Source organism: Bacterioplanoides sp., assembly GCF_965226395.1.
Taxonomy (GTDB): domain Bacteria; phylum Pseudomonadota; class Gammaproteobacteria; order Pseudomonadales; family Oceanobacteraceae; genus Bacterioplanoides.
Window position 1 is genome coordinate 382,696 of record NZ_OZ245358.1, and the last position, 25,020, is coordinate 407,715.

A 25,020-nucleotide genomic window follows, 5' to 3' on the forward strand; every position below is an offset into this window, starting at 1 on the left:
AACTGTCAGGCTATTGACTTATCGTATTAGTACGCAATAGCTGATTTATTTTTTGTGCATAACCCGGGTTTTTACGCAGAGTTGTCAGTTTTAACACCTTGACATTTAAATCCGGCTTTTTGCAATTCAGGTAGCTCATACCAGTAGCTGATGCACTCCGGGTGTCAGTTTGGTTGCCCACAGATTCTGGGGATAAGTGAGTGAATAACCCGGTTAAAACCGCCGCTAACGCACGGTTTTATTGCCCCTGAAACAATTTGTTCATTTTTTATACAAAATAAAAATTCTATATTTTTCAAAGACTTAAGAATATCAATGGTAAAAGCTGCATTTTTTTAGCTATTTTCTGCCACTTTTTTCAGGCTGCACAAGATGTGTGCATAAAGCATTTGGCGGGTTGGCAAACGAGGTTGGCTTTTTTCATCATCCAGCTAATAACCTTTTATTTTAAAGGGCTAATTTTTAACAATTGTTCTCAACTGGAAAATCGGGCGCTTGGCGGTAAGCGGCCACTTCTTCACAACTTCTGTGCATAACTCTGTGGCTAACCATTTAGCAGAGTGCCGCTAAGCCCTTGGTTATCGGCTTTCTGACAGATTGACGGATTTTTGAGCAGATAATTTTTTCTATAAGAAACAATCAGTTACAAAGATAGTAAAACGACCGTACGGATTATTTGATTTTTTTGACAACAACACAAACCTGACTATCGACATGTGCTTAACATGCTACTTCAACAGCCGTACACCGGCTTTTTGCAGCTCGCGTACCAGCCACTTATCCAACGCCAGCATCGCCTGTGGCTGTAGCTCAAGACAGTGATACCCGGCTGCGCTAATTGCTTCCGGCGCCGACAACTTACGCTGCAATGCCGCAGCGCTCTGATCATCCGGGCGATTTCCCCAGTATTGAATCACCAGCGCGTGATCCGGTAATAACAGATCGGCATAAATATCCTCAGTTAACAGCCGCTGCGTGGCGAAGTGAATACGGTGTAAATACAGCCAGTTGCAAAGCAATCGCTCTCCGGCATCGCTGACGTTACGGCCATCCAGTGCGTACGGCAGGGTTTGGCTGATATCCAGCTGTGCCAGCATCTGCTGTAACTGTTTTTCCGCCAGCAAAGACTCCGGCCAGGAAACATAACTGGCACCTTCCTGAGTTTCACGATTCTGCCCACCCAGCGCCTGCCCCCGGGAAGTGGTTTGCCAGCCGTTAGCCAAGGGTTCAATCCAGTGTAATTCCTGCAATAACAAGTTCACCAACCGAGCCGACAAGCTGGCACCTTTGGCAATACTGCTGGCCGTTAACCGTGGTTGTTCCATATCCTGCAGCAGACGATGCTCAAGCAAAGTCTCAGGCCAGACAATGTAGGTGCCAAACTTATCCGAGGTCTGATATTCCCCACCTTCAAATTCACCTTTACTGGTCAGCGAATAGTGATTTTTGCCGTCTTTTACAGTGCGTGTAATCCACTGACGCTCCAATAATCGCGAAAACAGCTGACGACTATCGATGCCGGCTAATTTTGCTAACCGTGAAGTTGATATTTTTTTGGGTTTTGAATCAGGCATATTTGCTTTTAACGAAAGGTTTATTTTTTAAGGCAGGTTTGATCGTAGGCATCGACTGTTTTCTGGCGAAAGGCTTCTGCTGTTTTTTCGTCATCGTAAACACGCTCACCATTTTTATCCGTGGTATAAAAATGTGTGGCCCACAATGCCTTCTCTTTATCTTTTTTCAGCTTAGCACATAGTCTGTCGTGCTCTTTTTTAGCCTGGCGTTGTTCTGCGCGCTGATTTTCCAGCGATTTACGCTCTTTTTCCATCGTCTCTAATAATTCTTGCTGACGCTGTAAGCGCTGCTGTTTAATTTCACGCTGGCGCTCATCAGAGACTTTCGAGTGATTGATATTTACCGTCTCGGTTTTAGCCGTCACCGGTGGCTTATCACTAAAATGGACTTTGCCATTTTCATCGACCCATTTATAAACCTGAGCAACGCTTAGCTGAACAAAGCATAGTTGAGCCAGCAATACTCCACCGAGAAATAAAATCGACAATTTAATTTTCATAATAACGTCCTCTGTTGTTATTTGGTGTTGTTATTTGATGATGCTGTTATCCATTACTTACACCGGGCATAGCACCACATTCGGCCAGCCAGTGTTGCCAGGCTTTCACATGGCGTTTATTCGCCAGCTCAAAGTCTTGTTTTCGCTGGGCAAGATTAACCAACCAGTTCGAATAACCAGACTGCTCAGGGGCAAGCTCCTGCAGCTGCTGCAATCTTGGCATTAATTCATTACCAAAGCGATAGACCCGTGCCAGATAGGGCTGAATCTCAGCGACATACTTTTGTTGAAACACGTTTTTAAGATAGGTCGCTTCACGCTGCTCAACGCCCTGCCGACATAAGGTTTGCTTGGCCTGGGTTTGCTCCAGTAACTGCGCCGCCCGATTCAGCATGGTCGTTAGTTTGTTCAAACTGTTGCGCCAGCGCCCTAAGGATTCAGCTAACAGCAGCTGTTGTAATTCCAATTCCATGCGCTGGCTGTCATAAGCATAATTCTGCTGTTGCCAGCCACGCCCCTGCTCAATGGCATAATCCAGCGCCACCAACCCGGCTGATAAATGCCCGGGTTCGGCACCACCTTGCTCAATGGTTTGCCCGGAACCGGAACGGTAGTGCTGCCACTCAACATCGCTAAACCAGGCATTCCACCACACTTTCATGCGTTGTTGCTGCTTTAGTTGTAACGCCTGCTGCAGGGTATCAGCCAGCTCTGGCTGCGCATCCTGAATCTGAGCAATACAGTCCGGCAGGTGAATCAGGATATCGCGTTCAAGGTGCATTTGCTGGCTGGGGCTGGCAACCTTGCCTAACTGGCTGTTTTTATAACCCAGAGTTTGTGCCAGCGAACAGGATTGTAGTTTCAGAAAATCCAGCAAGGTGACGCTGCTGGCCGCTAAGGGAAGGCTGGAAAATAATGCGGAGTCGGGCTGTTCAAGCTCTGCACCATCACTGATATCCGGCAGAGACTCACCCGTAACCCGGCTGATTCGTTGCAGATAATCCTCCGACAAGGACGCCAGAGGTTCACTGCACCCGCTCAGAAAAAACACAACCATAAAACAACACGCCAATCTGAGCATAAGCCTGTTATTCCCCGTCACCGGCTATTTGTACATAAAGTCTTCCAGCCCCTGGCCAGTGACTTCTTTAATTTGTTTAAACAGATACCAGATGGCAATCCCCAGCACAATCATACTTGGCAATACAATCACCGGGTAACTCAACGCCGTCATGGTGCCGAGCTGCTCATTATATTCCGGGGTGCCGGCCGGGCTGGTAACGATATAACGCGCTAGGCCATAGTTCAGCGCTGACGATAAAAAGAAAGACGCAGCAACAATTTTATTCGCCACGCTCAGATGGCTGTTAAAAGCGTCTTCCTGATTACGCTCAACCACTAATTGTTTAAGACGGGCCACATCGAGAATTTCTTCATTCAGAATAATCAGGCGGATCAACGAATATTTGCTGTTCAGCGTCAGCAGCACACCCACACCAATTAAACCCGGAATCAGCGCTTCTTTAATGGCAATGTATTCCGGTGGTAATTTCAGCAGGCTGATGCCGCCGGTCAATAATACGCTGACCACACCCAGAATTGAAAACACATTGACTTTGCCAGCGCCGCGTAAATCCCAGGCACCAAACGCCAGCGGGAATGCCAGTGCACAAATCACCCCGAGTGTTGGCCCTAACATATCGTCGCCACTGGCTTTGGTCAGGATCAGGGTTGGAATCACGATGTTAAACATCAAGTTACTGAAAAAGCTGTGCTTTGGCTTACTGTGTTGCTCTGCCGGGTTGGCCATAAAACGTCCTGATGTGTTTCAATTTTCAGTGAGTATAACGGCCTTCGGATAGAGACAGAACCTTTGATCGAAGTCAGCCTGGCACGAGTAAGACCTGTTACTCTTTACGGCGATTAAATCATACGATTATTGCCGAGGTTGCCATCATGCTTGAACTGAATCATCCGGACGTTGCCATTATTGGCGCAGGCCCGGCCGGGCTGAGCGTTGCACTGTGCCTGGCACGTTCTGGCTTGTCGATTTGTGTGATTGACCAGCAACCACTGGAAACGATTGCCAATGCGCCGTTCGATGGGCGTGATATCGCCATGAACCACCTCTCTAAAGGCATTCTCGAAGAATTGGGCGTATGGCAGCGCTTTCCGCCAGAGGCCGTACATCCACTGAAAGATGCCAAAGTGATTAACGGTGATTCGCCCTACACACTGCATTTTGAGCGCAGTGACGATAGCCATGCACCGCTGGGCTATCTCGTTGCTAATCATCAGATTCGCCGTGCCTTGTATCAGCAGGTGCAGCAGCACGACAATATTCAGCTGTTAACACAAGCCAATGTCACCAATGTACATACCAATGCGGCCGACGGCGTGGTCGAACTTGAGACAACTGATGGAACCAAAACATTACGCGCCGCACTGGTTGTTGCCGCTGACAGCCGCTTCTCGGCGGTCCGTCGTATGATGGGCATCTCCGCCAAGATGAAAGACTATGGCCGGGTGATGATGGTGTGCAATATGGAGCACGAAAAAGACCACGAACACACCGCCCGTGAATGTTTCTTCTACGGCCGTACCTGTGCCATTTTGCCACTGGGGCCAAACCAGTCATCAATTGTGATTACCACGCCATCGGCGCGCTCAGCCGAGCTGAATAACCTTAGCGATGAAGACTTTACCCGCGAAGCCGAGCAGATGATTGACCATCGCTTAGGCAAAATGACATTACTCAGCGAACGACATTCTTATCCGCTGGTTGGTGCTATGTCGAACCGCTTTATTGGCCAGCGCTTTGCCCTGATTGGTGATGCCGCCGTGGGAATGCACCCGGTAACCGCACACGGTTATAACCTCGGCCTGCGCTCGGCGGATACCCTGGCCAGCCAGATTATTAAAGCCCAACAATCGGGCAAGGATATTGGTTCGGCTTGGGTACTCGGTAATTATGAAATCCGCCATAAACTGTTAAGCAAACCGGTTTACGACGGCACTAATGTGGTGGTTCAGTTATTTACTGATGACAACCCACTGGCCAAGGTGGCGCGTAACGCAGCGCTGCGCATTGGTAACCGTCTGTCACCGTTTAAAAAGCTGGTAACGCAGCGGTTAATTCAGGAACGCTAGAAGCTATTACTAAGCGCTAGCAGGCTGAGCATATTATTTGGGCAGATGATTCTGCCTTTTTTATAGAATAATCATGGCTTTCGATCGCCCTGGCCTGCCAGATTCTTGATCAGACTTATTTGCCATATTTTTTCTGCCCGGGTCCCGACATACCAAAAACTAAAGCCCAATACGGCAAAGAATATTGTTTTGTTGGTATCATCCCAGAAATACTCACAATATCGGGTATACAGATTAATAAATATAAAGGTAAGGCCAAAGCCCCGGGTCATGCCATCGTCATATTTCACACCATGATAGATGGCTGCAATGGCTGCCAATGCAAAAAACAAAGACCAGTGAAACAACTCAATTTGCTTAATTTCGATCCACACCTCTGGGTCTGAGTGGTTGCCAAAAATAGACATAATCCAAAGCGCTATAAATAAATACAGTAACCCCATCGCTTTTGTTGGCTGCAAGAATTCTCGCCTGGATTGCCATTGATGGAAGACATAAGAACCTACAGTTAACAACACCAGGCCAAAAAAAACGAATCTCAAAGGGTAATTCATGCCCAGGTAATAAGCACCCCAGCCTGATACATAGCCTGTTTCAGCCCCAAACCAGCTTCCCAGTGAAATCAGAGAGAATAACCAGATCAGTTTTGACGAGAACCAAAGCCCCAGAGCGCCATATACAATCGCCGCCAATAGCAGCAGCAATGAAAAGTGCCCACTGCCCGTGTCCAGTGACTTACCTAAGAAGGCAATCGCTATTGCAGTAGACAGTACTCCCAGAAAAAAGACAGCTTCATTGCTATAGATTTTACCGGGGTTTTTATTCCTCTTTTGAATGCCCAGAAAATACAACCCGGCAGAGAGAGTCGCAAAGCCAATGCATTTGACGGAATCAGGTGCACTAAAGACAATTTTTAGCAGTTCAAGAATAAACTCATCGGCCAATGCGGAGGATATTGCAATAACGATACAAGATATGGCTAACCAGAAAGAGTATTTAGCCGCCCGCTTCCAATCGAAAGCCATGACGGTGTATGAGGCTCTTAGCTTGTGGCTTTCTGCTTCAGAGATAACATCGGTTTCGAGCCAGCAGTCAATCGCTTTATTGAGAACCTTCCCTTCTTTTTTTGATACTTCCATAAACCAGAATCCCTCATGGGTTTAAGACTGTATAGCGGATTCGCGCTTTCGCGGGATTATTATGTACATAAATATCAATAATCGCCAGCGCCGAAAGTCAGGGAGCTTCAATCACTTCATAACATCTCGATATTTTCTTTCCATTTATTTCCTGATCAATGCACTTCAATTTGGCCACTCCACCTTTCGGGCTAACTTGATCAATTTTCCTATAGTGATGGGAACCATCTAATTGCGCCATTCGATCATTGCTTACGCGTTGATAGCCTTCTTGTAAAAAAGCTGGGATAACCACAAAATATAAAAGCGGAAACAGTACTAACGCGACCTTGCTGAACTTACTAAAAAAAGAGTCGACGTCATCCTGATTTTTTGAATAATAATCATCTAGCCATTGGTATGGTGGGTTTAAAAATAAAACGTAAAAATAGGCACATACAAACATTGGCACCAGGGAGATCAGTAATATATCGCCTTCGGTAACTTTTTCTGAGTTAACTACAATATTCAGAACCAGCAAAATCAGTATGATTGGTGCTGAGTAAACTATGCAGAAGTGCTTTAATATTTTCATATTGCTCTATTACCCTTCATTTAGTTAGCCCTTCTCCTACAAGCCGCTATCGCTGTATTGAAGGAGATTAACGGCTTGCATTTAACGAGACTCGTTATACAATAAACACAAGTTGATGCAAAGGCCTCATATGAAATTCAAGTGCAAAAAGACTGAAAGTCTGTTTAACGGCAAATTTGTTAAGCAGTTTTCGGCATTCGCCCCGGTCGCTGAGCGTAAGCTACAAGCACTTGATATGGCTACCAATGTAGACGACTTGCGGTCACCACCAGGCAACCGCCTTGAAGCGCTGGGAGGCGACAGGCAAGGGTCATTTAGCATTCGTATTAACAAGCAATACCGCATTTGTTTTGGCTGGGAAGATGGCGAAGCGGTTGACATTGAAATCACCGATTACCACTGAGAGGATACAGTATGAGTATTGATAACAAAATGCGCGCTATTCACCCAGGTGAACATTTGCGAGAAGACTATCTTGAACCCCTGGGTATGTCTGCTAACGCTTTGGCGCTGGCATTGCGCGTCCCAGCACCGCGGATTAACGATATTGTTCGAGAGAAACGAGCTATCACACCTGATACTGCTTTGCGACTTGGCAAGTATTTCAAAACTTCTGCCGAATACTGGCTTAACTGGCAGTCGGCTTACGACTTAAAAACTGCCGATACGCAAGCGCTTGATGAGATTATTCCTTGTGACAAAATCGCGATTTAGTTTTCATGTTCTTGAGTCGCATGGCTGATTCACGCCACTGGCTTCCAAACTACTGCCCCATCTCTTTGATTTCTTTATATCAGAAGAATAAAGCGTACTAACTAGCCCTTCAATCACTTAAAGCGTCGGAAGCTTATTGACCGTATCTCTAAGTGATTGCTCGGCTTCATACTCCAACCTTTCGTTTCCCATAGCAACGGCCTCATTAAAAGTAATAAAACCTTCCTTTATCTTCCAGTAAGCCCAGCTAAACGCAAGTTCATCTCTAATACTATTCTTTTCTATGAATTTTAATAAATCGGGAGTCTCTGAAAACCATTCGCCATGGAGACGACTTGATGAAAACATACCGTGAAGATACCTCTCTGTTAAACCAGGTCCAAAACAAATTCCAATGATATCAAGCTCATCTGGTGATCCGGTTTGCAACGTCCTTAACCGCTCTCCAACCGTAGTCGTAGTTTTACCTATCTTAATTCGTCGTGTGATCTTTCCTTGAATGAAGTAGGTAATCTCATCCTGATATATCTTAAATTTTAATTTCATTATGAAAAATCACATCTTTATCTAGGAAGAATCAGAAAACAATCACAAAATAAACAGCCTATTATTTCACAACAACAAGCAATTTCGAACAAAGAGCGTCAGCATCACTCTCCGATTATTTCTTCGTCTCTTTCAAAAAAGCGCCATAGACACATATAAAACCGGAGCAGAAGCCAACTTAAATTTTAATGATTTTTATGTACGTTCTATTTCAGTAAACAGCTTCACAATATCTTTAGAATTTAACTTTCTGTTGCTTGAATCTCCATTGGGTAGTCTACACCGCACTGAATGTCCCTCAGTTAATAGAATGGCTAATTCTTTGTAGCAAAAGACGTCCTTATCAATTGCTTTAGTATTTCCACCAAGGATATAGACACGATAAGAACGAACATTCGTATCAGTATCCCTTTGAAATATTGGCTGAACTTTATTCCCATTTTCATCGATGAAATAAACATTTTTTGAAAGCTCTTGATTGCCTCTCAGCTCTGTCCCCGGATTGCTATGCATATATACTCCCAATGCAGCTAACATTTTAATAATGCGACCTCGTAGGCCGTCTACCGCGTAAGGTACACCAACCTTATACGGCTGAAAGTTTTATTATGTATCCTCGCAGTAAGAAATATCTATACCTTAGCTCCAAAACAAAAAACCGCCTGCTATCTCACGACAACAGGCGGTTTTCTGTAAGAGCCGAAGCAATCAGAAATTAACTTCCCGCTTCTTTCTTCGCCTCTTTGGAAAAGGCGGTCATCGCCATATAAAACACTGGTGTAAACAGCAGTCCAAAGAAAGTCACCCCGAGCATTCCGGCAAATACCGCATCCCCCATAGCCTGACGCATTTCAGCACCCGCGCCGGTTGCCAGTACCAGCGGTACCACACCCGCGGTAAAGGCGATGGATGTCATCAGAATTGGGCGCAGTCGTAAGCGGCACGCTTCTAAAATGGCATCCAGTCGTGATAAGCCTCCGGCATTACGATCACGGGCAAATTCAACCATCAGAATGGCGTTTTTACAGGCCAGTGCCACCAATACAATCAGCGCAATTCGGGTGAAGATATTGTTATCGCCACCAGCAATCGCCACCCCTAACAAGGCGGATAAAATTGTCATCGGTACAATTAAAATAATCGCCATTGGTAAGGTCAGGCTTTCATAAGTAGCCGCCAATACCAGGAACACCAGCAGTACCACCAGCGGGAAGATATACACCATAGTGTTACCGGCAAGAATTTGCTGATAGGTCACTTCGGTCCATTCGTAGGCAATGCCTTCCGGCAGGTTTTCATCGAGGATTTTGGTCATCGCTGCCAGCGCTTGGTCTGAGCTGTAACCCGGTGACGGGCTGCCGTTTAATTCGGCACTCATATAGCCGTTGTAACGCATCACCCGGTCTGGCCCGGTGGTTGGCGTAATTTCCACCATGGCACCCAGAGGTACCATTTCACCGGCGCTATTACGCACTTCTAAGCGCAGAATATGCTCCGGGTCTAAACGGTATTGAGCATCCGCCTGAGCATTCACCTGATAGGTGCGGCCAAACAGGTTAAAGTCATTAACGTACACCGAACCCAAATAAATCTGCAGCGCTTCAAACACTTCGTTAAGTGGCACGCCCTGTAGTAAAGCTTGTTCACGGTCAACGCTGATATCCAGCTGCGGTACCTGAATACGGAAGCTGGAGAATAAGCCGGTTAAAGCCGGGTCTTGCCAGCCCATACCCTGCACTTTCTGCAAGGCGGCAAATAAGCTGTCAAAACCTAAGTTACCGCGATCTTCCAGCTGAACTTTAAAGCCGCCCGTGGTACCCAAGCCCAAAATTGGCGGTGGTGGAAATACCGCAACAAAGGCTTCGTCGATAGTGGCAAAACGAGCATTTAATCCACCGGCAATGGCGAAGGCATTTTGTGCCGGATCGCCTTTACGCTCTTCAAACGATTTAAGCTGTAAAAAAACAATGGCGGCGTTCGAGGCATTCACAAAGCCATTAACAGATAACCCCGGAAAACCCACCGCATGAGCAACGCCCGGTGTTGCTAAGGCGATGCCGGTCATTTCGCGCACTACCTGTTCGGTACGATCTAAACTGGCAGCATCCGGCAATTGCGCCATGGCAACCAGATATTGTTTATCCTGAGCCGGAATAAAGCCGCCTGGTACGTCGGTAAATACTTTGCCGGTTAAGGCCAATAAACCCACATAAATCAGGCCAACAATGGCACCAAAACGGATTAACCGGCGCACCAGCCCTTCATACAAGTTAGAGCCTTTATCAAACAGACGATTAAACGGATTAAATAACCAGCGCCCGAATAACGCGTTCATGCCACGAGTTAACGCATCCGGTTTATTTTCCGGAGTACCATCATCATGGCCTTTTAATAAAATGGCTGATAATGCTGGTGATAATGTCAGGGAATTAAAAGCAGAAATCAGCGTTGAGATGGTAATGGTTAACGCAAACTGCTTATAAAACTGACCACTCACCCCCTGAATAAAGGCGGTTGGAATAAACACCGCACATAACACCAGCGCAATCGCAATAATTGGCCCGGTTACTTCACTCATCGCTTGTTTGGTAGCAGCGACCGGCGATAAACCTTCGCTGATATTACGTTCGACATTTTCCACTACCACAATGGCATCATCGACCACAATACCAATCGCCAACACCAAGCCAAACAAGGATAAGGTGTTAATCGACACGCCTAACCATTGCATCACCGCAAAGGTACCAATTAAAGATACCGGTACCGCAATTAATGGAATAATTGATGCCCGCCAGGTTTGCAGGAATAAAATCACTACCAGCACGACTAACACAATGGCTTCTAACAAGGTGGTAATTACGGCATCAATCGAGCCACGGACAAAAACGGTTGGATCGTAGACGATGTCGTAGCTAACCCCGGCCGGGAAATTTTCAGACAGCTCGGCCATCTTGGCGCGCACCGCATCCGACAACGCAATAGCGTTGGAACCCGGACGCTGGAACACCGGCAAGGCAACGGCATTACGGCCATCCAATAAAGAACGCAGTGAATAGGTGTTTTCACCCAGCTCAACCCGGGCAACGTCTTTTAAGCGGGTAATGGCACCCTGCTCACCAATCCGAATAACAATATTCTCGAATTCTTCAACGGTACTTAAGCGCCCCTGAACATTCAGCAGAATCTGAAACTGGTTTTCACGTACCGTTGGTTGTGCGCCTAAGGTACCGGCCGCCACCTGACGGTTTTGCTCACGCACCGCGCGCACCACATCACCAGCGGTTAAACGACGCTCAGCCAGTGCTTCTGGTTGCAGCCATAAACGCATGGAATAACTGCCACCACCAAACAGCTGAACATTACCCACCCCTTCAACGGCTTTCAGCTGATCTTCCACAAACAGATCACCGTAGTTGGCCAGATAGCTGTTATCGCGTGAACCGTCTGGCGATAATAAATGCACCACCATGGTCAGGTTGGGTGACGCTTTTTCAACCGTTACTCCTAAACGCTGCACTTCCTGCGGCAAGCGTGGCAAGGCGGTATTCACCCGGTTCTGTACTTGTTGCTGGGCTTTATCCAGATCGGTTCCCAGGCTAAGAGTGACGGTTAATGTCATCCGGCCATCAGCGGTCGACTGAGACGACTGATACAGCATATCGTCCAGCCCGGTCATTTCCTGCTCCAGCGGCGAGGCCACGGTATCGGCAATAACTTTTGGGTTAGCGCCCGGGTAATTGGCCGTTACCACAATAGTCGGAGGCACCACTTCCGGGTATTCACTGATAGGTAACTGGAATAAAGAAATGGTGCCGCCAATTAAAATCAGCAGCGACAACACCGAGGCAAAAATGGGGCGATTAATAAAAAAGTGGCTGAAATTCATAAACATTCGACTCCGGAATTCAGTTACTCAGCCGCTGCCAGCGCATGGCTGCCAGTGGTGGTGTGAAGTCGCGTCTGAGCCGGTGCATTTTCCAGTGCCGAAGTATCAATCGTTACCTCACGCGGCTGAACCGGCATACCCGGGCCAACTCGCGCCGGACCATTTACGGCAATACGATCAGCATCGCTTAAACCGGTTTTAATAACACGTAAATCACCAAAGCGCGCACCCAGCGTCACAATGCGATATTCCAGTGTATTTTCATTGTTTACTGTTAACACAAAGCGATTTTTCAGATCGGTACCAATGGCACTTTCCGGCACCAGAATGCTGCTGGTTTTCTGATGTGGGGCAATACGCACCCGGGCAAACGATCCCGGGCGTAACTGATGGCTATCGGCCGAAAAAGTCGCGCGAACACGCAAGGTGCCGGTATTAAAGTCAACGCGGTTATCAATAAAATCCAGTACGCCCTGATGGCTGTAACCGGTTTCGCCGGTTAATTGCAGGTACACCGCCAGCTTGGTCGCTGCGGTTACATCAGCAAATTGTGCATTCCAGGTGCGTTCATCAATATCAAAGAATGCGTGCAATTGATCGGTGGATACCAGATTGGTCAGCACACTGCTGTTAGCACTAACGGTATTACCCGGTTTGATAAAGGCGTTGGACGTGACGCCATCAAGCGGGGAACGAATTTCGGTAAATTCCAGGTTTAAACGTGCCGCTTCCAGAGCCGCTTCTACCGAGGCCACTTCAGCCCGACGTTGCTGCGCCAAGAATACCCGGGCGTCAGCGGCTTCTGCTGAAATGGCTTTATTTTTACGTAAACTGCTGCTGCGTTTTTCTTCTAATTCTGCTTGTTTTAAAGCCGCTGCGGCGGCATCGCGCTGAGCGCTTAAACGATTAACTTCAGCGGCAAACGGGCGTGGGTCGAGTTTGATCAGCAAGTCCCCTTTATTCACCCGGGAACCTTCAATAAATTCGATCGACTCAATTACACCATTAATACGCGGGCGTAATTCCACCGCGTGAGGTGCCTGTAGCCGTGTGGTGAAGTTGCTCCAGTCAACCACGTCAGCCGTAACCACGGTGGCGACATCGATGGGTTGTAATTGCTGAGCTGCAGGTGCCGCTGGTTGCGGTTCTTGTGAGCAGCCGGATAGCAAAGTCACCGTCGTTAAAAGTGCTGGTACCAGAAACGCTGGTAAAAGTAGCTTGAATGATTTCATACCTATTTTCCCGTAAAGGACCTCCCAAAATAGAAGATCACTGTACTCGTGTAGAAATCAAACAACAATAACCACCAATAGAACAGCTTTGTTCCATCAATGGAACTTTTTTATGACTATTGAGTCGTTACTGCTTATTAAGTCTCAGCAAGGGGCATTATTGCCATACCCCCCACCTCGACAGGCCATATCCAACGGCAAAGCCGGAATTTGCTATAACGATAAATCAGGCTTCAGCAATCACCACTGCACGCAATGGTGCCGGATAACCTTCTGCGGTTTTGTTGACATCATCTGGATCGAGGAAATCTTTCAGTGAATTGTATTGCATCCACTCACTACTGCGCTGCTCATCGAGTGAGGTTTGATTTAAATCGACCACCCGGGCGTTTTTAAAGCCAACCCGGCGACACCACAGCAATAAGGTTTCGGTGGAGGGTAAAAACCAGACATTACGCATCATGGCGTAGCGGTCTTCCGGCATTAAGGTGTCACCCAAGCCACCATCAATTACCAGAGTTTCGAGCACCAGCTCACCACCGGGTTTTAATGCGTCTTTTAATTCCTGCAGATGTTCCAGTGGTGATTTACGGTGGTAAAGCACACCCATCGAAAACACGGTATCGAAGGCTTTTAAACGTGGCGGTACGTCTTCCATTTTTAACGGTAATAAATCGGCTCGCACTGGCTCGCCTTGAGCTTGTTGCAGATAACGCTTCATCGCCTGAAACTGCATTAAAAACAAACGCGATGGATCAACCCCAACCACCCGGTAAGCGCCCTCACCTAACATGCGCCACATGTGATAACCCGAACCACAACCCACATCGAGCACCACCCGGTTTTTCAGCGGCGATAAATGCGGCAATACCCGATCCCACTTCCAGTCTGAGCGCCATTCGGTATCAATATAGGTATCAAAGAAGCGAAATGGCCCTTTACGCCAGGGCATTAAGCCTTTTAAGCCATCGTGTACCTGCTGTTGCTGCTCATCGCTGATCAATTCACTGCTCAGTGACAGGTCATGCGCGGTTAAATCGGCGGCAACATCCTCAATCGGCGGCAGGCTATTTAATGCATCCAGCCAACGCTGTTGGTCACCGTGCTCTTTATCAATCAGGATTTCCTGCATTTGCTGCGGCAGCACGTCAGCCCACGGGGCCAGCTTGCCGTCTTGCATAAACGTGGTGAGTTCGTCGAACCAGGAGAGGATATTTTCTTTCATCTTTACTTATTTAACCGTGAATAAAGAAATAGGGATTCTTTTAGCCGCACCTATCGTAAGGCACATCCTTGTGCCTGCGATAGGCCCGCAACATCCTGTTGCTGCTATAAAAAGAATCCCTATTCCTTCATTCTTCAATATCTCAGAAATTGTTTAGTCGGTGCATCCATAATTAAAGCAGTCAGTGTTTTATAAAGTTTTCTGAAGAAGCAGCATGGATGCTGCGAGCGCGCAACCATCACATGGACGTGGCTTTTGCGCGCCGGCAAGAAAATTTTATAAAGCACTGACGTTTTAAGCTCTCTGAATTACTTCACCGCCAAAAAGGATACAAAATTAAAACACTGATACCAGCGAATCACCTTAGAAAAACCAGCCGCTTTTAAACGCTCGATATGCACGGCTTCACTTTCCGGAATCAGTACATTGTCAATCGCGGCACGTTTCTGAGCGATTTCCAAATCCGAATAGCCATTGGCGCGTTTAAAGTCGTGGTGTAAATCGGTTTGTAATTGTTGCTCTTGTTCATCGAAACAGAGTTTCTCCGACAAAATCAGCGCGCCACCTAGCAAAGTGGCATCAGCAATGCGGGTTAATAAATTCAGCCGCTGATCTAACGGAATAAACTGCAGCACAAAATTTAATGCCGTCAGTGAGGCATTTTCCAGCGGATAGGTACAAATATCATCGCACAACAAATCAACCTGAATATCCGAATCATCCAGCGCAATATAATGCCCGGCGCGTTCAACCATGGACTGCGAATTATCAATCCCTAATATGCGGCAACCGCTCAGTTCCGCATTGGCCTGAACACCATGACGCATTGCCAGCGTCACCGCTCCCAGCGAACAGCCTAAGTCGTACAGATTGGAATCTGGCTGGGCATAACGTCCGGCAATCACACCCGACATCGCCACCGTTTCGGCGTAGCCCGGCACCGAGCGCTTGATCATATCCGGGAAGACCCGAGCAACAGCGTTATCAAAGGCAAAGTTAGCCACTTCTCCCTGATCATTCTGGTAAATACGGTCGGTTTCGTGTTCTGGTTGCTGGTTCATCAGTGATGAAGGTCTCTCGTTGCGCACACGACGATGTGCAGATTGTCGTACAGTGTTTGGCCGCGCATTCTAACAGAATGGCGTGTTATCAGACATCATCCCCGCACAAGCGTTGCAGGGTGCCTTCAATCTCCTGAATCGCCTGCTGCACCAAACGCGGCACGGGCTGATAAGGATGGATGGCATACACATTAACCTCCGGGCTGTAACACCCCGGCAGCACTTGTTGTAATAACGGTTCACCTGACAACAGAAACTGCGGCACATAAGCCAAACCCGCACCCGAGCGGGCTAATGCCAGTACTGCATTCAGGTTGTTGGCATGACGGCTGGCGCGCAAGGTGAACGTCTGAGAGTGTTGCTTATCCATCAGGGTGACAGCCGTGCGCGGCCCTTGCCAGGCGTTACGAATAAAGTGGTGTTGCTCACTGTTTTCGGGAGTGACGGCGGGAGCATTGTGCAAATAGCGGTCACTGGCTACCAGTGTTTCCGTAAAGTGTCCAATACGCCGCTGACGTAAACGGCTGTCCGGTGACTCCCCGACCCTAACAGCCAGATCAATACGCTGTTCAATCAGATTAACCTGCTTATCTTCGGCCATTAAATCCGGCTCAATATCCGGGTGCTGTACCACCAGTTTGGCGATTGCCGGAGCGACAACAGAATCCATTAATGCATAAGGTGCAGTGATACGAATCGGGCCAGACAAGCCCTGCTGACTATCCCGTGCCGTTTGCCAGGCGGCATCCACCAAATGCTCAATATCGGCACAACGACAATAAAACTCCTGCCCGGCTGGCGTCAGTATCTGCTTGCGTGTTGTTCGTTGTAATAGCTGTACTCCCAACGCCTGCTCCAATGCTTTCAGGTGCTGGCTTAATACCGATTTCGACAGATTCAGCTGCTCCGCCGCTGCGGTGAGTGTTCCGGCATCCACCAGGGTACGAAATAACAACATATGGCGAAGGTGATCCTGCATCGTATTTTGTCTCTGAATATTTCGATTATTGTTTAATTTAGTCAAACAATGGTTTCTTGAAAACCCGGTTTTTCCGAAAGATCGTTTTGCTTAACCTGAATACATCCACTTACTGCCGATCATTGATATTGGAGAACACCACCATGAGCCAGACATTATTAGATGCCGTAAATGCCGCCAGCCAACGCTGGAAAGATGCCTTTAATGCCGGAGATGCCGCAGGCTGTGCCGCGCAATACGAAGCTGATTCGGTTATGCACGCCCGCCCATTTGGTACCTTTGAAGGAACTGAAGCGATTCAGGGCTTCTGGGCACAACTGATTGCAGATGGGTTTTCTGATATCGAATATCTGAACACAAAAATCGAAATCATTGATGACACCAGCGCGGTTTTATCATCTGACTGGAAGATGAACAAAGCCGGTGGCGTTATTCATAAAGAGCTGTGGGTACTACAGGAAGATGGCAGCGCTAAATTGCGTGAAGATGAATTTGAAGCGCAGGGCTAATAACGCCTGAAAATTATCAATGGTCTGAGGGGAGCGTCCCCTCAGGTCTGAGCTAGAGCTAAAGATTTTAAATCAACTCATCGTCAAGTCGCTGTGTTAATGCCGCTTTGATTTTTGCCAGCATGGCTTCACCCGCCATACTGCCTTCAATACCTTCTGCCAGTTTGATATTTTTACCGTCAAGGTTGGCATAAATCGCCATATATTCGGTTTTAACATGATCCTGAGAGGTGGAACTCATGGTCATTTTTAATTCCAGCTGCGATGGCGAAGTAATACGTCCATTGCGCTGATACAACTGGCGACCAAAAACACTGCGGATAATACGCACCCGGCAGCCACCTGCCTGATCCGGGTCGATATAGGTTTCCAACTTACGCCCTAATAAAAACAGGGCAAAAAAGAACATGCCCCAGCCCACCAGGGAAAACACCGATGCCATGAACCACAGTTCACCACCTTTCTGTTGTGCCAGATAAAACAAAAACACTCCAATCGCGCCGAAAATAGCACCAACAGCTAACAACACTCCCCACATGCTTTTATTGCGTCCGGCTTCACTGATGATTTCAGTAGCACCACTGGGCTGAGTGCTCATATCGATCTGACGTTCAACACTGTCGTTGGCTTGCTGACGCTGCTCTGCACGTACTTCCTGCTGATGCTGTTCTGGAATGGCAACATTACTGCGACTTAATTGAATACCCAGCGCCTCGGCAAACGCCAGAGACAACACCGGCAAATCCCAGCTGCGTTTAAACTCCATTAATTCGGCAATTTGAGTGCCCGGCACTTTGCGTTCTGTTGTCACCTGCCCTTCAGCGGTCAATTGCCAACTGACGGTTCCTCGATACGACTCACAGCCGCTTTCCGGCAGGTCATCCGGTAATTCAAACAGGAACCGAATATGTTGCTGACCACCAGCACCGGCTTCAATATAAGCCCGGGTTTCCTGTTGATGCAGTACCGAGGTGTGGGTAGTGCGACTATCGCCAGAACCCGATGAATAAGTATGCAAACAACTTAATCGCAGGGTCAGGCCATTGCGCGGCTTTGCCGACAAAGAAAACGAACCACCAAACTGGTGTCCAATTACCACCGGTAGCGGATCTGGCTTCAGCAGCGTAGGGCCAATAATCTGATAGGTACGTTTCTGTTTATTACCATAGGCATGCAAGCCCAGGCCGATCAACAAAAAAGGAAATCCGGCAAAAGCACCGGCATCCATATTGAATAAACCTGCTAACACAACACCAATACCCGGCAACGAAAATATCAGTGCAAACACCATAAATGGCTTATGGCCGCTCTTTTGGTCACTGGCGATGCCTTCACGGCGAATTTTATCCAGCTCTTGCTGCAGGTTGGTTTTTTTCAGCGCATAGCGAATCAGAAATACGCCTAATCCTCCAAAGACCAGTAGAAAGAAACCTGCCATCAGCAAACGGAATAAAAGATCATCCTGATGGTCATCAAACAATATTCCACCAGCAGCAACGCAGCCGGTGGCTGCAAAAATACCGCCAAAGATAACACCGCCAATACGACCTTTTTTTGGATTGTATTTTTTATTCGCTGGAAGTGGTTGTGCCATCATTGATTCCTTTAACGACGCTTTAACGATCAGGTATTAAACTAGGGCACCTCTGATTAATTCAGTGCCCGCTTCGGCTTACTGAAAAAAATCAGATCAAGGCGCTACTTTGCAGGCATAACGGGTTACGTCAAAAAGTAGCAACACCGAGCTGGATTTTTTCAGCAAGCCCCGTAGGGCGCGGGCTGCCGAATGCTTTGACTGTGTTAACGATTTTGAAAAGGACTCGTCATTCTCTTCAATCGTTGCCTTGTCAAACTCATCCGGCAGCACTCGCGCGAAGCTGTGCAGAATTATTCAGAGCTGCCCTAGCTCATCATTAAGCGTTTGAGTTAATGCCGCTTTGATTTTATTCAGCATGGCTTCACCCGCCATACGCCCTTCAATACCTTCTGCCAGTTTGATTTTTTTACCTTCAATATTGGCATACACCGTCATATATTCGGTTGTTACATTATTTGTGGTTGAGCTCATGGTCATAACTAATTCCAATTGGGAAGGGGAAGTAATCTGACCTTTACGCAGATACAACGACAATCCAAAAAAGCTGCGCACAATCTGCACCTGGCCATCTTTAATATGAGCTTCCAGCTTACGGCCAGATAAAAACACACCGTAAGCAAATGCACCCCAACCTAACAGGGTAAGTATCGGTGCGCTAATCCAAAGGGATGGATTTACCTCAATGCGAGAAAACAAAAACAGGCCAAGGCAGCCAAATACACCACCAACCCACTTCGCTACAGTCGACATCGATTTATTACGGCCAGCTTCGCTGATAATTTTGGTTGCACCGTCAGCCTGAGTGACCATTTCAATCTGGCGCTCAACACTTTCGTTAGCTTGCTGAAGTAACTCAGCCCGGGCATTGTCCGACTGAGGCTTGGGTGCTTCAACGTCATCAGCGCCTGACTCACTATGAATTGACTTATTAGGGGTTAGCTCAAGACCCAATGCCTCGGCATAGGCCAACGATAACACCGGAATTTCCCAGCTGCGTTTAAAGTTCATCAGTTCATCAATTTGATTACCCGAAGCATTGTTACCAGGCACGCTGACCTTGCCTTCGGCAATCAACTCCCAGCGAATGGTTCCACGAGAAGACTCGTTGCCGGTTTCTGGCAAGTTATCGGGTAACTCAAAGCGAAATGAAACGATTTGCTCACCTTCATCTTTGTCTCTATCTCTATCCTTAAAAACTGCTTGCGCCTCCTGCTGATGAAGCATAATCGTCTGAATCTGACGTTCGTTATCGGCCGGGCCTCTTGGGTGGTTATGAAAATGGCGCATGGGATTATCGCCCGGCCGGGTTGTATAGGTTTGCACACAATTAAGGCGCAAGGTCAGGCCGTTATCGGGTTTAGCCGCCAGAGAAAATGAACCACCCAACTGATGACCAATCACCGGCGGTAACGGGTCGGGAATCAGAATGCTTGGGCCGATAATCTGGTAGGCTTTTTTCTTCTTATAGGCGTAAGTAAATATACCGCCGCCGACTAACAAAAACAGCGAGCCTACCACACCACCAAAGTCCCAATTTAATAAGCCCTTGAATAAAATCAGCAGACCTGGCACCGAGAACAACGCAGCCACCATCATTATCGGTTTATAATTACTGCGCTGATCACTGGCGATCCCTTGAGTGCGAATCTGCTCCAGCTCCTGATGCAGATCCACGTGTTTTAATGATCGGCGTTTAATAAAACGTCCGATACCACCAAACACAACCAGAAAAAAAATCGCGGCAAGCAGCCCGGCAAGAAAGTTTTTATCGGAATTATTAACCAGTGCTGAAATAGCCAGCAATATACCAACGCCAGTGAAAATCCAACTGGTCACGTTACCGTCACGGCGACGTTGGTCCGGGTTATATCTTTTATTTGCGGGTAGCGAGTGCTTCTTCATAAACGATCCCTGCTCTAAGTAGTGTTAACAAGTTCTAAATAAAATTAGTGGTCTTCCAGGCCAAGATGACGACGAATAGCCTGTTCAATAAACTCAATACGATCCTGGCCCCATACCGTTAAGTCACCATAACGGATACTGGGCACACCCCATTGACCCTGCTCAATCATTTCCACACGATTCGCTTCAGCCCAGTCACTCCAGGCCGTTTGCCAATCATCCCGTGCCAGAATTGCAGCGGCCTTATCCCAGCTTAACCCGGCACGTTCAACGATAAGCTTCAGGCCCTGATCGGTTTCCGCCATAATACCTTCGGCATTCACGGCGCGGGCAAAGCTAAGCAAATACTCCACCGCCTTGCCTTCATTCTCAGCGTATTCAAATAACGCATAACAGCGTTCAACGCCAACACCAAGCGGGTCAGCCACAAAACCATAAGGCAGACTCAGTTTATCGGCTTCGCGTTTGATATCACCAAAAATATAAAAAGTTTTTGCCCGCGGCACACTCAGGCCACGCATCAACATCGGTAATAACGGTTTTACCTGCAGGGGAATCTGGTAGTGCTGAGCCAGCTGCGCGACCCGCTCCAAACCCAGATAGGAATACGGGCTGCGGGCAGAAAAATATAAAACCAGTGGCTGCGCTTGTTGATGTTGCTGAGAGTGCGATTCGGCTTCTTCGTAAGAGCGACAGAAATTTGCATAAGTTTTATCAAATTGCAGTATCGCTGAGCCCTGATTCAGTTTTAGCTGGTTCAGCCGTTGCTCCAGATGCACCAACCGATCAAGCCCCCAATACCACTCACCCTGAAATTTCAGGGTGGCACTGAGGTAATGCCCTTCCTGTACCAGCTGTTGTTCGTTGGTTGCAAGCAGAGTCTGTTGCTCTGCACTCAATGGTTCAGCAGGCTGTGACTGTCCTTGCCATAAATCATCAAACACCTGGCGAACCGCTGACCAATCAACAGCCTGCTGCTGTAACTGTAATAACCGCCCGGTCGCAACTTCAACCTGAGCAATAGACAGCGGTTCTCGTTCGGGCGCCTGCAACTGATATAAACCGGCTAGCAAAGCGACATCCTGTATCGAGTTTTTCTGCCACATCTGCGGTTCCGGATACATATCATCCTGTAGGGTAGCAATAACCCGGAAGCGCCAATTCACTAAAAATCGTTGCTGTAACTGCGGTAATACCTGCACCAGCAGGTAGCTGTACGGGTCATCTGCACGTAACCACACATCCACCAGCGGTTGCCCGGCGGTTAACGACTGGCGCACCTGCCAGATAGTACGTCTGAAGGTTTTAAGCCCGCGGCTGCTGAGCGCCCGGGCGGCATAACGCTGAATGTGCTTTTTAACAGTCATAAGATTACGGCTACTCTTGTTATTTGTGCGTTATACTAACCGATCAGCCACCAAGCCGTTATCCTATTCTGATGAACAAACGCCCGAGCAAAAACGACGTCAGAGATCAGATCAACCAGGAAGTTGAGGATTTTTTGCGCAAAGGTGGTGAAGTCAAAGAACTGGCCCGGGGTGAAACCGGACTGGTGAATGGTCGCTACAATGACCGCTCTCTCGGCTTTGAAAAACCCAAAGAAGAGCGCACTCCGGTTGAGCACGTACTCAACGATATTGATCAACGCCGTCAGGAAAACCGCAAGCCTGTCAAGAAGTCGGCTACCGTCAAACGCCCTCGTAAAAAGATAATTTACGATGATTTTGGTGAACCTCTGCGCGTTATCTGGGAGGATTAACCGACATCAATGGATAACCCGCAAGGACTTTAAATGGAAGAATCAATTTTATTATTGGTAGCCGTTGCGCTGTTTTTTTACGGTTTATTAGCTCGTCGGATCGAGCAGGCCGATATCACCGCACCAATGATCTTTACCCTGCTGGGCGTTATTTGTGGCCCACTGGGACTGTCTCTGATCAGTGGCAGTCCGGATAACAGCAGCATCTTTTTTGTTGCCGAACTAACTCTGGCGTTGGTGCTGTTTACCGACGCTTCTCAGGTGCAGTTAAAGCATCTGGGCCAATTTGAATATTTCCCGTTACGCCTGTTATCCATTGGCTTGCCGCTGACGATTATTGCCGGTGCCGCATTCGCTTATTGGTTATTACCTATCGGTATGGTGGCGGCGTTATTACTGGCGATTATTCTCACGCCAACCGATGCGGCGCTGGCCCAGAGCGTGATGGAACAGAAGAGTATTAACCATAACCTGCGCGAAGCGGTGAATATTGAAAGTGGTTTAAATGACGGTATTGCCTTACCCATTTTATTAATGGCGCTGGCGTTACACTCTCTTAGTGGTGGCGATCAGTTAGACGGTGCTTACTGGGGAGAATTTATTGCCACACAACTGATTGCCGGCACCATTATTGGTGTTCTCGTTGGCCGTGTTGGCAGCTATCTGATCAATATTGCTTGTCAGAGAGACTGGATCTCTCCGGTTTATCAACGCTTGTCATCCATCAGTCTGGCAATTATTGCCTTTAGTCTGGCGGAGGTTTTTCATGGTAATGGCTTTATTGCCGTTTTCCTGGCCGGGTTATTTTTAAAGACCCAACACGAAGTGGTCATTGAGCGCCTGAAAGAGTTTGGCGAAGCGGAAGGTGAATTACTGACCTTAGCGGTATTCTTTATTTTTGGCGTTATTTTTGTCCCAATGGCCTGGCCATATATCAACTGGAATACATTGGTTTATGCCTTATTCAGTTTAACGCTGGCGCGTATGCTGCCCGTCTGGCTGAGTCTGGCCGGCACCCGCTTAAACCTCAAAGAAAAGCTGTTTCTGGCCTGGTTTGGCCCGCGCGGTATTGCCAGCGTGCTGTATTTGTTACTGGTGATGGAAGAATTTGGCTTTGACCAGAATTCCGAAACGCTGCAAACCATTGCCGCTACATCGGTGGTAGCGATTCTGCTGAGTATTTTTCTGCATGGAGCCTCGACCAAGTTCTGGATCAAAGCCTTTCAGCGCTAGCAGGTTGCTGAAAAACTACTTACGTTGCCATAACTGCGTTAAAAATCAGCTCGAAATGCTCATTTATTACTTATAAACTGCGCGTTTTCGCTGATTTTTGCCCGGGCGGCGTTCCGCTTGCTCTGGCTGCCTCAGAAGCATTTTTCAACAGCCTGCCAGGGCTCATTTATGCAGCTGTCTTATAGCTGATTAAACAGTGATAAACGCGAAATGGTGGTGTAGCTCTGCTGCGCCGCCTCTAATAAGAACGACTGCAAAGACAAACGGCTGACCGCCTCGGCAAAATCCACATCCGCCAGCTCCGACAACACCTCACGGTTCACTAACTCGATATCCGCCGATAAATTACGGGTGTTATCCACAATATTTAAACGCGCACCCACCTGACTACGGACTTCCGAAATAGAGGTCTGAGCATTTTCTAAATTCGTTAATGTGTCAGCAATCAGTGCATCCAGCGTAGCCGAGTCCGTTGGATTATCTTCCAGTGTGTTTAATCCCAGCTCCAGACGAAAAATAGTATCGGTAATACTTTGCTTCGGCGTGGATTTAATCAGTGCTTCGTCGCCCGGCTGAGGCTCGCCGGTTAAGGAGAAAGAAATCCCGGCAGCCACCACATCCGAGCTGGGGTTATAACCAACATTCACCAGCCCATCAACCACCCGGTTATCGGATTGCCGACGTACGGTAAAGTTTGGCCCATGCGGGGTAATTTCAGACTCTGAATTAAAGGTGATGACAATATCGTCCGGATAAAATTCCTCATAACGATCACGATCGACCACCAGCCCGGAGTTAATATTCAGAGTGCCGTTGTTAATCGGGTTTTCAAATGTGGTAAAGCTGTTATCTGCCGCTTCAACGTCCACAAATAAGCTTTTTCCGGTGTCGCCAGTGATCACATTGGTGGATGGGCCAATGGGTAAAATCCGCTGACCTTCATCTCCCTGATATTCATAACGGCCATTTTCCTGGCGTTCGAATGGCGGGTTTTGCCCTTTAAAACCAGCAAAAATAAATTCGCCACTCGGGTCACGGGTGTTAAATAAATCCACCAGAGCAAGCTGAATTTCATCAACCTCAGCGGCAATGGCCTGGCGATCCTGAATGGTTAACGAGCCGCCACCGGCTTGTACCGTTAATTCCTGCAATCGGGTTAACGAGGTATTAATCGAAGCAAGGCTGGTTTCTTCAAGACGCAGGCGGGTTTCTGCCGCCGTCAGGTTACGGTCAAACTGATCCCGCAGCGCCAGGTCCTGCTGCAGCTGCAGAATTTTGGTAGCTGCAACCGGGTCATCCGCCGGTGTTAATACCCGGCGTCCGGTTGATACCTGCTGCTGGGTATTATTTACTGCGGTCTGATTATTTAAAATATTATTCAGGCCGATATTAAATGTCTGAAGAGTGGAAACACGCATAATATAATTACCTATTTAATCC

At 47.7% G+C, this 25,020-nt stretch carries 23 protein-coding genes; 6 read left to right on the forward strand and 17 right to left on the reverse strand.

Features of this window, described 5'->3' with window-relative positions:
- Positions 1-728 precede the first annotated feature (728 nt).
- The 4 genes from ACO05E_RS01725 to ACO05E_RS01740 are packed head-to-tail and all read right to left on the reverse strand — an operon-like array spanning position 729 to position 3,884.
- On the reverse strand, positions 729-1,574 hold the full coding sequence (locus ACO05E_RS01725) for a hypothetical protein (protein ID WP_419811283.1): 846 nt from the start codon (positions 1,572-1,574) through the stop codon (positions 729-731).
- A gap of 20 nt (positions 1,575-1,594) precedes the next feature.
- The gene (locus ACO05E_RS01730; protein ID WP_419811284.1) at positions 1,595-2,074 is read right to left on the reverse strand and encodes a DUF4124 domain-containing protein; all 480 of its coding nucleotides are present in this window, start codon (positions 2,072-2,074) and stop codon (positions 1,595-1,597) included.
- 46 nt (positions 2,075-2,120) lie between these two features.
- Positions 2,121-3,131 (reverse strand): DUF3080 family protein, encoded by a 1,011-nt coding sequence (locus ACO05E_RS01735; RefSeq protein WP_419811285.1) that lies wholly within the window; start codon positions 3,129-3,131, stop codon positions 2,121-2,123.
- A gap of 48 nt (positions 3,132-3,179) precedes the next feature.
- Positions 3,180-3,884, reverse strand: coding sequence for a VC0807 family protein (locus ACO05E_RS01740; RefSeq protein WP_419811286.1), 705 nt, complete (start codon positions 3,882-3,884; stop codon positions 3,180-3,182).
- Between the two features lie 146 nt (positions 3,885-4,030).
- On the opposite strand from ACO05E_RS01740, the gene ubiM reads away from it, so the two are divergent.
- Positions 4,031-5,224, forward strand: a complete 1,194-nt coding sequence (gene ubiM, locus ACO05E_RS01745) for a 5-demethoxyubiquinol-8 5-hydroxylase UbiM (protein ID WP_419811287.1) — start codon at positions 4,031-4,033, stop codon at positions 5,222-5,224.
- 71 nt (positions 5,225-5,295) lie between these two features.
- Here ubiM and ACO05E_RS01750 read toward each other — a convergent pair whose 3' ends face one another.
- Together ACO05E_RS01750 and ACO05E_RS01755 are read right to left on the reverse strand one after the other, a co-directional pair.
- Positions 5,296-6,363: a hypothetical protein gene (locus ACO05E_RS01750; protein WP_419811288.1), complete on the reverse strand. Its 1,068-nt coding sequence runs from the start codon at positions 6,361-6,363 to the stop codon at positions 5,296-5,298.
- A gap of 97 nt (positions 6,364-6,460) precedes the next feature.
- Entirely contained in the window at positions 6,461-6,937 is a 477-nt protein-coding gene (locus ACO05E_RS01755; RefSeq protein WP_419811289.1) for a hypothetical protein, read from the reverse strand.
- 130 nt (positions 6,938-7,067) lie between these two features.
- On the opposite strand from ACO05E_RS01755, the gene ACO05E_RS01760 reads away from it, so the two are divergent.
- A complete protein-coding gene (locus ACO05E_RS01760; RefSeq protein WP_419811290.1) occupies positions 7,068-7,340 on the forward strand; it encodes a type II toxin-antitoxin system RelE/ParE family toxin in 273 nt (90 codons plus the stop codon).
- Positions 7,341-7,351: 11 nt separating this feature from the next.
- Positions 7,352-7,651 (forward strand): HigA family addiction module antitoxin, encoded by a 300-nt coding sequence (locus ACO05E_RS01765; RefSeq protein ID WP_419811291.1) that lies wholly within the window; start codon positions 7,352-7,354, stop codon positions 7,649-7,651.
- A gap of 117 nt (positions 7,652-7,768) precedes the next feature.
- On the opposite strand, the gene ACO05E_RS01770 is transcribed toward ACO05E_RS01765, so the two are convergent.
- From ACO05E_RS01770 to ACO05E_RS01800, 7 genes are all read right to left on the reverse strand, one after another.
- Entirely contained in the window at positions 7,769-8,197 is a 429-nt protein-coding gene (locus tag ACO05E_RS01770; RefSeq protein ID WP_419811292.1) for a GIY-YIG nuclease family protein, read from the reverse strand.
- A gap of 195 nt (positions 8,198-8,392) precedes the next feature.
- A complete protein-coding gene (locus ACO05E_RS01775; RefSeq protein WP_419811293.1) occupies positions 8,393-8,734 on the reverse strand; it encodes a hypothetical protein in 342 nt (113 codons plus the stop codon).
- Positions 8,735-8,912: 178 nt separating this feature from the next.
- Positions 8,913-12,083 carry an efflux RND transporter permease subunit gene (locus ACO05E_RS01780; RefSeq protein WP_419811294.1) on the reverse strand — a complete coding sequence of 1,057 codons (3,171 nt, stop codon included), beginning with the start codon at positions 12,081-12,083 and terminating at the stop codon, positions 8,913-8,915.
- A 23-nt stretch (positions 12,084-12,106) separates the two neighbouring features.
- Complete coding sequence (locus tag ACO05E_RS01785; protein ID WP_419811295.1) at positions 12,107-13,315, reverse strand: efflux RND transporter periplasmic adaptor subunit; 1,209 nt, start codon at positions 13,313-13,315, stop codon at positions 12,107-12,109.
- Between the two features lie 226 nt (positions 13,316-13,541).
- Positions 13,542-14,540 (reverse strand): tRNA 5-methoxyuridine(34)/uridine 5-oxyacetic acid(34) synthase CmoB, encoded by a 999-nt coding sequence (cmoB, locus tag ACO05E_RS01790; protein WP_419811296.1) that lies wholly within the window; start codon positions 14,538-14,540, stop codon positions 13,542-13,544.
- 308 nt (positions 14,541-14,848) lie between these two features.
- Complete coding sequence (gene cmoA / locus ACO05E_RS01795) at positions 14,849-15,601, reverse strand: carboxy-S-adenosyl-L-methionine synthase CmoA (RefSeq protein WP_419811297.1); 753 nt, start codon at positions 15,599-15,601, stop codon at positions 14,849-14,851.
- Positions 15,602-15,689: 88 nt separating this feature from the next.
- Complete coding sequence (locus tag ACO05E_RS01800; RefSeq protein WP_419811298.1) at positions 15,690-16,580, reverse strand: LysR family transcriptional regulator; 891 nt, start codon at positions 16,578-16,580, stop codon at positions 15,690-15,692.
- A gap of 143 nt (positions 16,581-16,723) precedes the next feature.
- Between ACO05E_RS01800 and ACO05E_RS01805 the strand changes: the two genes are divergently transcribed.
- Positions 16,724-17,089 (forward strand): YybH family protein, encoded by a 366-nt coding sequence (locus ACO05E_RS01805; protein WP_419811299.1) that lies wholly within the window; start codon positions 16,724-16,726, stop codon positions 17,087-17,089.
- Positions 17,090-17,156: 67 nt separating this feature from the next.
- Here ACO05E_RS01805 and ACO05E_RS01810 read toward each other — a convergent pair whose 3' ends face one another.
- From ACO05E_RS01810 to ACO05E_RS01820, 3 genes are all read right to left on the reverse strand, one after another.
- On the reverse strand, positions 17,157-18,683 hold the full coding sequence (locus ACO05E_RS01810; RefSeq protein WP_419811300.1) for a hypothetical protein: 1,527 nt from the start codon (positions 18,681-18,683) through the stop codon (positions 17,157-17,159).
- A 297-nt stretch (positions 18,684-18,980) separates the two neighbouring features.
- Positions 18,981-20,588: a hypothetical protein gene (locus ACO05E_RS01815; protein ID WP_419811301.1), complete on the reverse strand. Its 1,608-nt coding sequence runs from the start codon at positions 20,586-20,588 to the stop codon at positions 18,981-18,983.
- Positions 20,589-20,632: 44 nt separating this feature from the next.
- The gene (locus ACO05E_RS01820; protein ID WP_419811302.1) at positions 20,633-21,955 is read right to left on the reverse strand and encodes a DsbA family protein; all 1,323 of its coding nucleotides are present in this window, start codon (positions 21,953-21,955) and stop codon (positions 20,633-20,635) included.
- A 71-nt stretch (positions 21,956-22,026) separates the two neighbouring features.
- Between ACO05E_RS01820 and ACO05E_RS01825 the strand changes: the two genes are divergently transcribed.
- Entirely contained in the window at positions 22,027-22,347 is a 321-nt protein-coding gene (locus tag ACO05E_RS01825; RefSeq protein WP_419811303.1) for a hypothetical protein, read from the forward strand.
- Between the two features lie 33 nt (positions 22,348-22,380).
- A complete protein-coding gene (locus tag ACO05E_RS01830) occupies positions 22,381-23,580 on the forward strand; it encodes a cation:proton antiporter (protein WP_419811304.1) in 1,200 nt (399 codons plus the stop codon).
- 179 nt (positions 23,581-23,759) lie between these two features.
- Here ACO05E_RS01830 and flgL read toward each other — a convergent pair whose 3' ends face one another.
- Complete coding sequence (gene flgL / locus ACO05E_RS01835) at positions 23,760-24,998, reverse strand: flagellar hook-associated protein FlgL (protein WP_419811305.1); 1,239 nt, start codon at positions 24,996-24,998, stop codon at positions 23,760-23,762.
- Positions 24,999-25,020 lie beyond the last annotated feature (22 nt).

Bases quoted from the DNA above. Each gene is read 5' to 3' on its own strand.
- ACO05E_RS01725 (WP_419811283.1), bottom strand. From the start codon at position 1,574: ATGCCTGATTCAAAACCCAAAAAAATATCAACTTCACGGTTAGCAAAA.
- ACO05E_RS01730 (WP_419811284.1), bottom strand. From the start codon at position 2,074: ATGAAAATTAAATTGTCGATTTTATTTCTCGGTGGAGTATTGCTGGCT.
- ACO05E_RS01735 (WP_419811285.1), bottom strand. From the start codon at position 3,131: ATGGTTGTGTTTTTTCTGAGCGGGTGCAGTGAACCTCTGGCGTCCTTG.
- ACO05E_RS01740 (WP_419811286.1), bottom strand. From the start codon at position 3,884: ATGGCCAACCCGGCAGAGCAACACAGTAAGCCAAAGCACAGCTTTTTC.
- ubiM (WP_419811287.1), top strand. From the start codon at position 4,031: ATGCTTGAACTGAATCATCCGGACGTTGCCATTATTGGCGCAGGCCCG.
- ACO05E_RS01750 (WP_419811288.1), bottom strand. From the start codon at position 6,363: ATGGAAGTATCAAAAAAAGAAGGGAAGGTTCTCAATAAAGCGATTGAC.
- ACO05E_RS01755 (WP_419811289.1), bottom strand. From the start codon at position 6,937: ATGAAAATATTAAAGCACTTCTGCATAGTTTACTCAGCACCAATCATA.
- ACO05E_RS01760 (WP_419811290.1), top strand. From the start codon at position 7,068: ATGAAATTCAAGTGCAAAAAGACTGAAAGTCTGTTTAACGGCAAATTT.
- ACO05E_RS01765 (WP_419811291.1), top strand. From the start codon at position 7,352: ATGAGTATTGATAACAAAATGCGCGCTATTCACCCAGGTGAACATTTG.
- ACO05E_RS01770 (WP_419811292.1), bottom strand. From the start codon at position 8,197: ATGAAATTAAAATTTAAGATATATCAGGATGAGATTACCTACTTCATT.
- ACO05E_RS01775 (WP_419811293.1), bottom strand. From the start codon at position 8,734: ATGTTAGCTGCATTGGGAGTATATATGCATAGCAATCCGGGGACAGAG.
- ACO05E_RS01780 (WP_419811294.1), bottom strand. From the start codon at position 12,083: ATGAATTTCAGCCACTTTTTTATTAATCGCCCCATTTTTGCCTCGGTG.
- ACO05E_RS01785 (WP_419811295.1), bottom strand. From the start codon at position 13,315: ATGAAATCATTCAAGCTACTTTTACCAGCGTTTCTGGTACCAGCACTT.
- cmoB (WP_419811296.1), bottom strand. From the start codon at position 14,540: ATGAAAGAAAATATCCTCTCCTGGTTCGACGAACTCACCACGTTTATG.
- cmoA (WP_419811297.1), bottom strand. From the start codon at position 15,601: ATGAACCAGCAACCAGAACACGAAACCGACCGTATTTACCAGAATGAT.
- ACO05E_RS01800 (WP_419811298.1), bottom strand. From the start codon at position 16,580: ATGCAGGATCACCTTCGCCATATGTTGTTATTTCGTACCCTGGTGGAT.
- ACO05E_RS01805 (WP_419811299.1), top strand. From the start codon at position 16,724: ATGAGCCAGACATTATTAGATGCCGTAAATGCCGCCAGCCAACGCTGG.
- ACO05E_RS01810 (WP_419811300.1), bottom strand. From the start codon at position 18,683: ATGGCACAACCACTTCCAGCGAATAAAAAATACAATCCAAAAAAAGGT.
- ACO05E_RS01815 (WP_419811301.1), bottom strand. From the start codon at position 20,588: ATGAAGAAGCACTCGCTACCCGCAAATAAAAGATATAACCCGGACCAA.
- ACO05E_RS01820 (WP_419811302.1), bottom strand. From the start codon at position 21,955: ATGACTGTTAAAAAGCACATTCAGCGTTATGCCGCCCGGGCGCTCAGC.
- ACO05E_RS01825 (WP_419811303.1), top strand. From the start codon at position 22,027: ATGAACAAACGCCCGAGCAAAAACGACGTCAGAGATCAGATCAACCAG.
- ACO05E_RS01830 (WP_419811304.1), top strand. From the start codon at position 22,381: ATGGAAGAATCAATTTTATTATTGGTAGCCGTTGCGCTGTTTTTTTAC.
- flgL (WP_419811305.1), bottom strand. From the start codon at position 24,998: ATGCGTGTTTCCACTCTTCAGACATTTAATATCGGCCTGAATAATATT.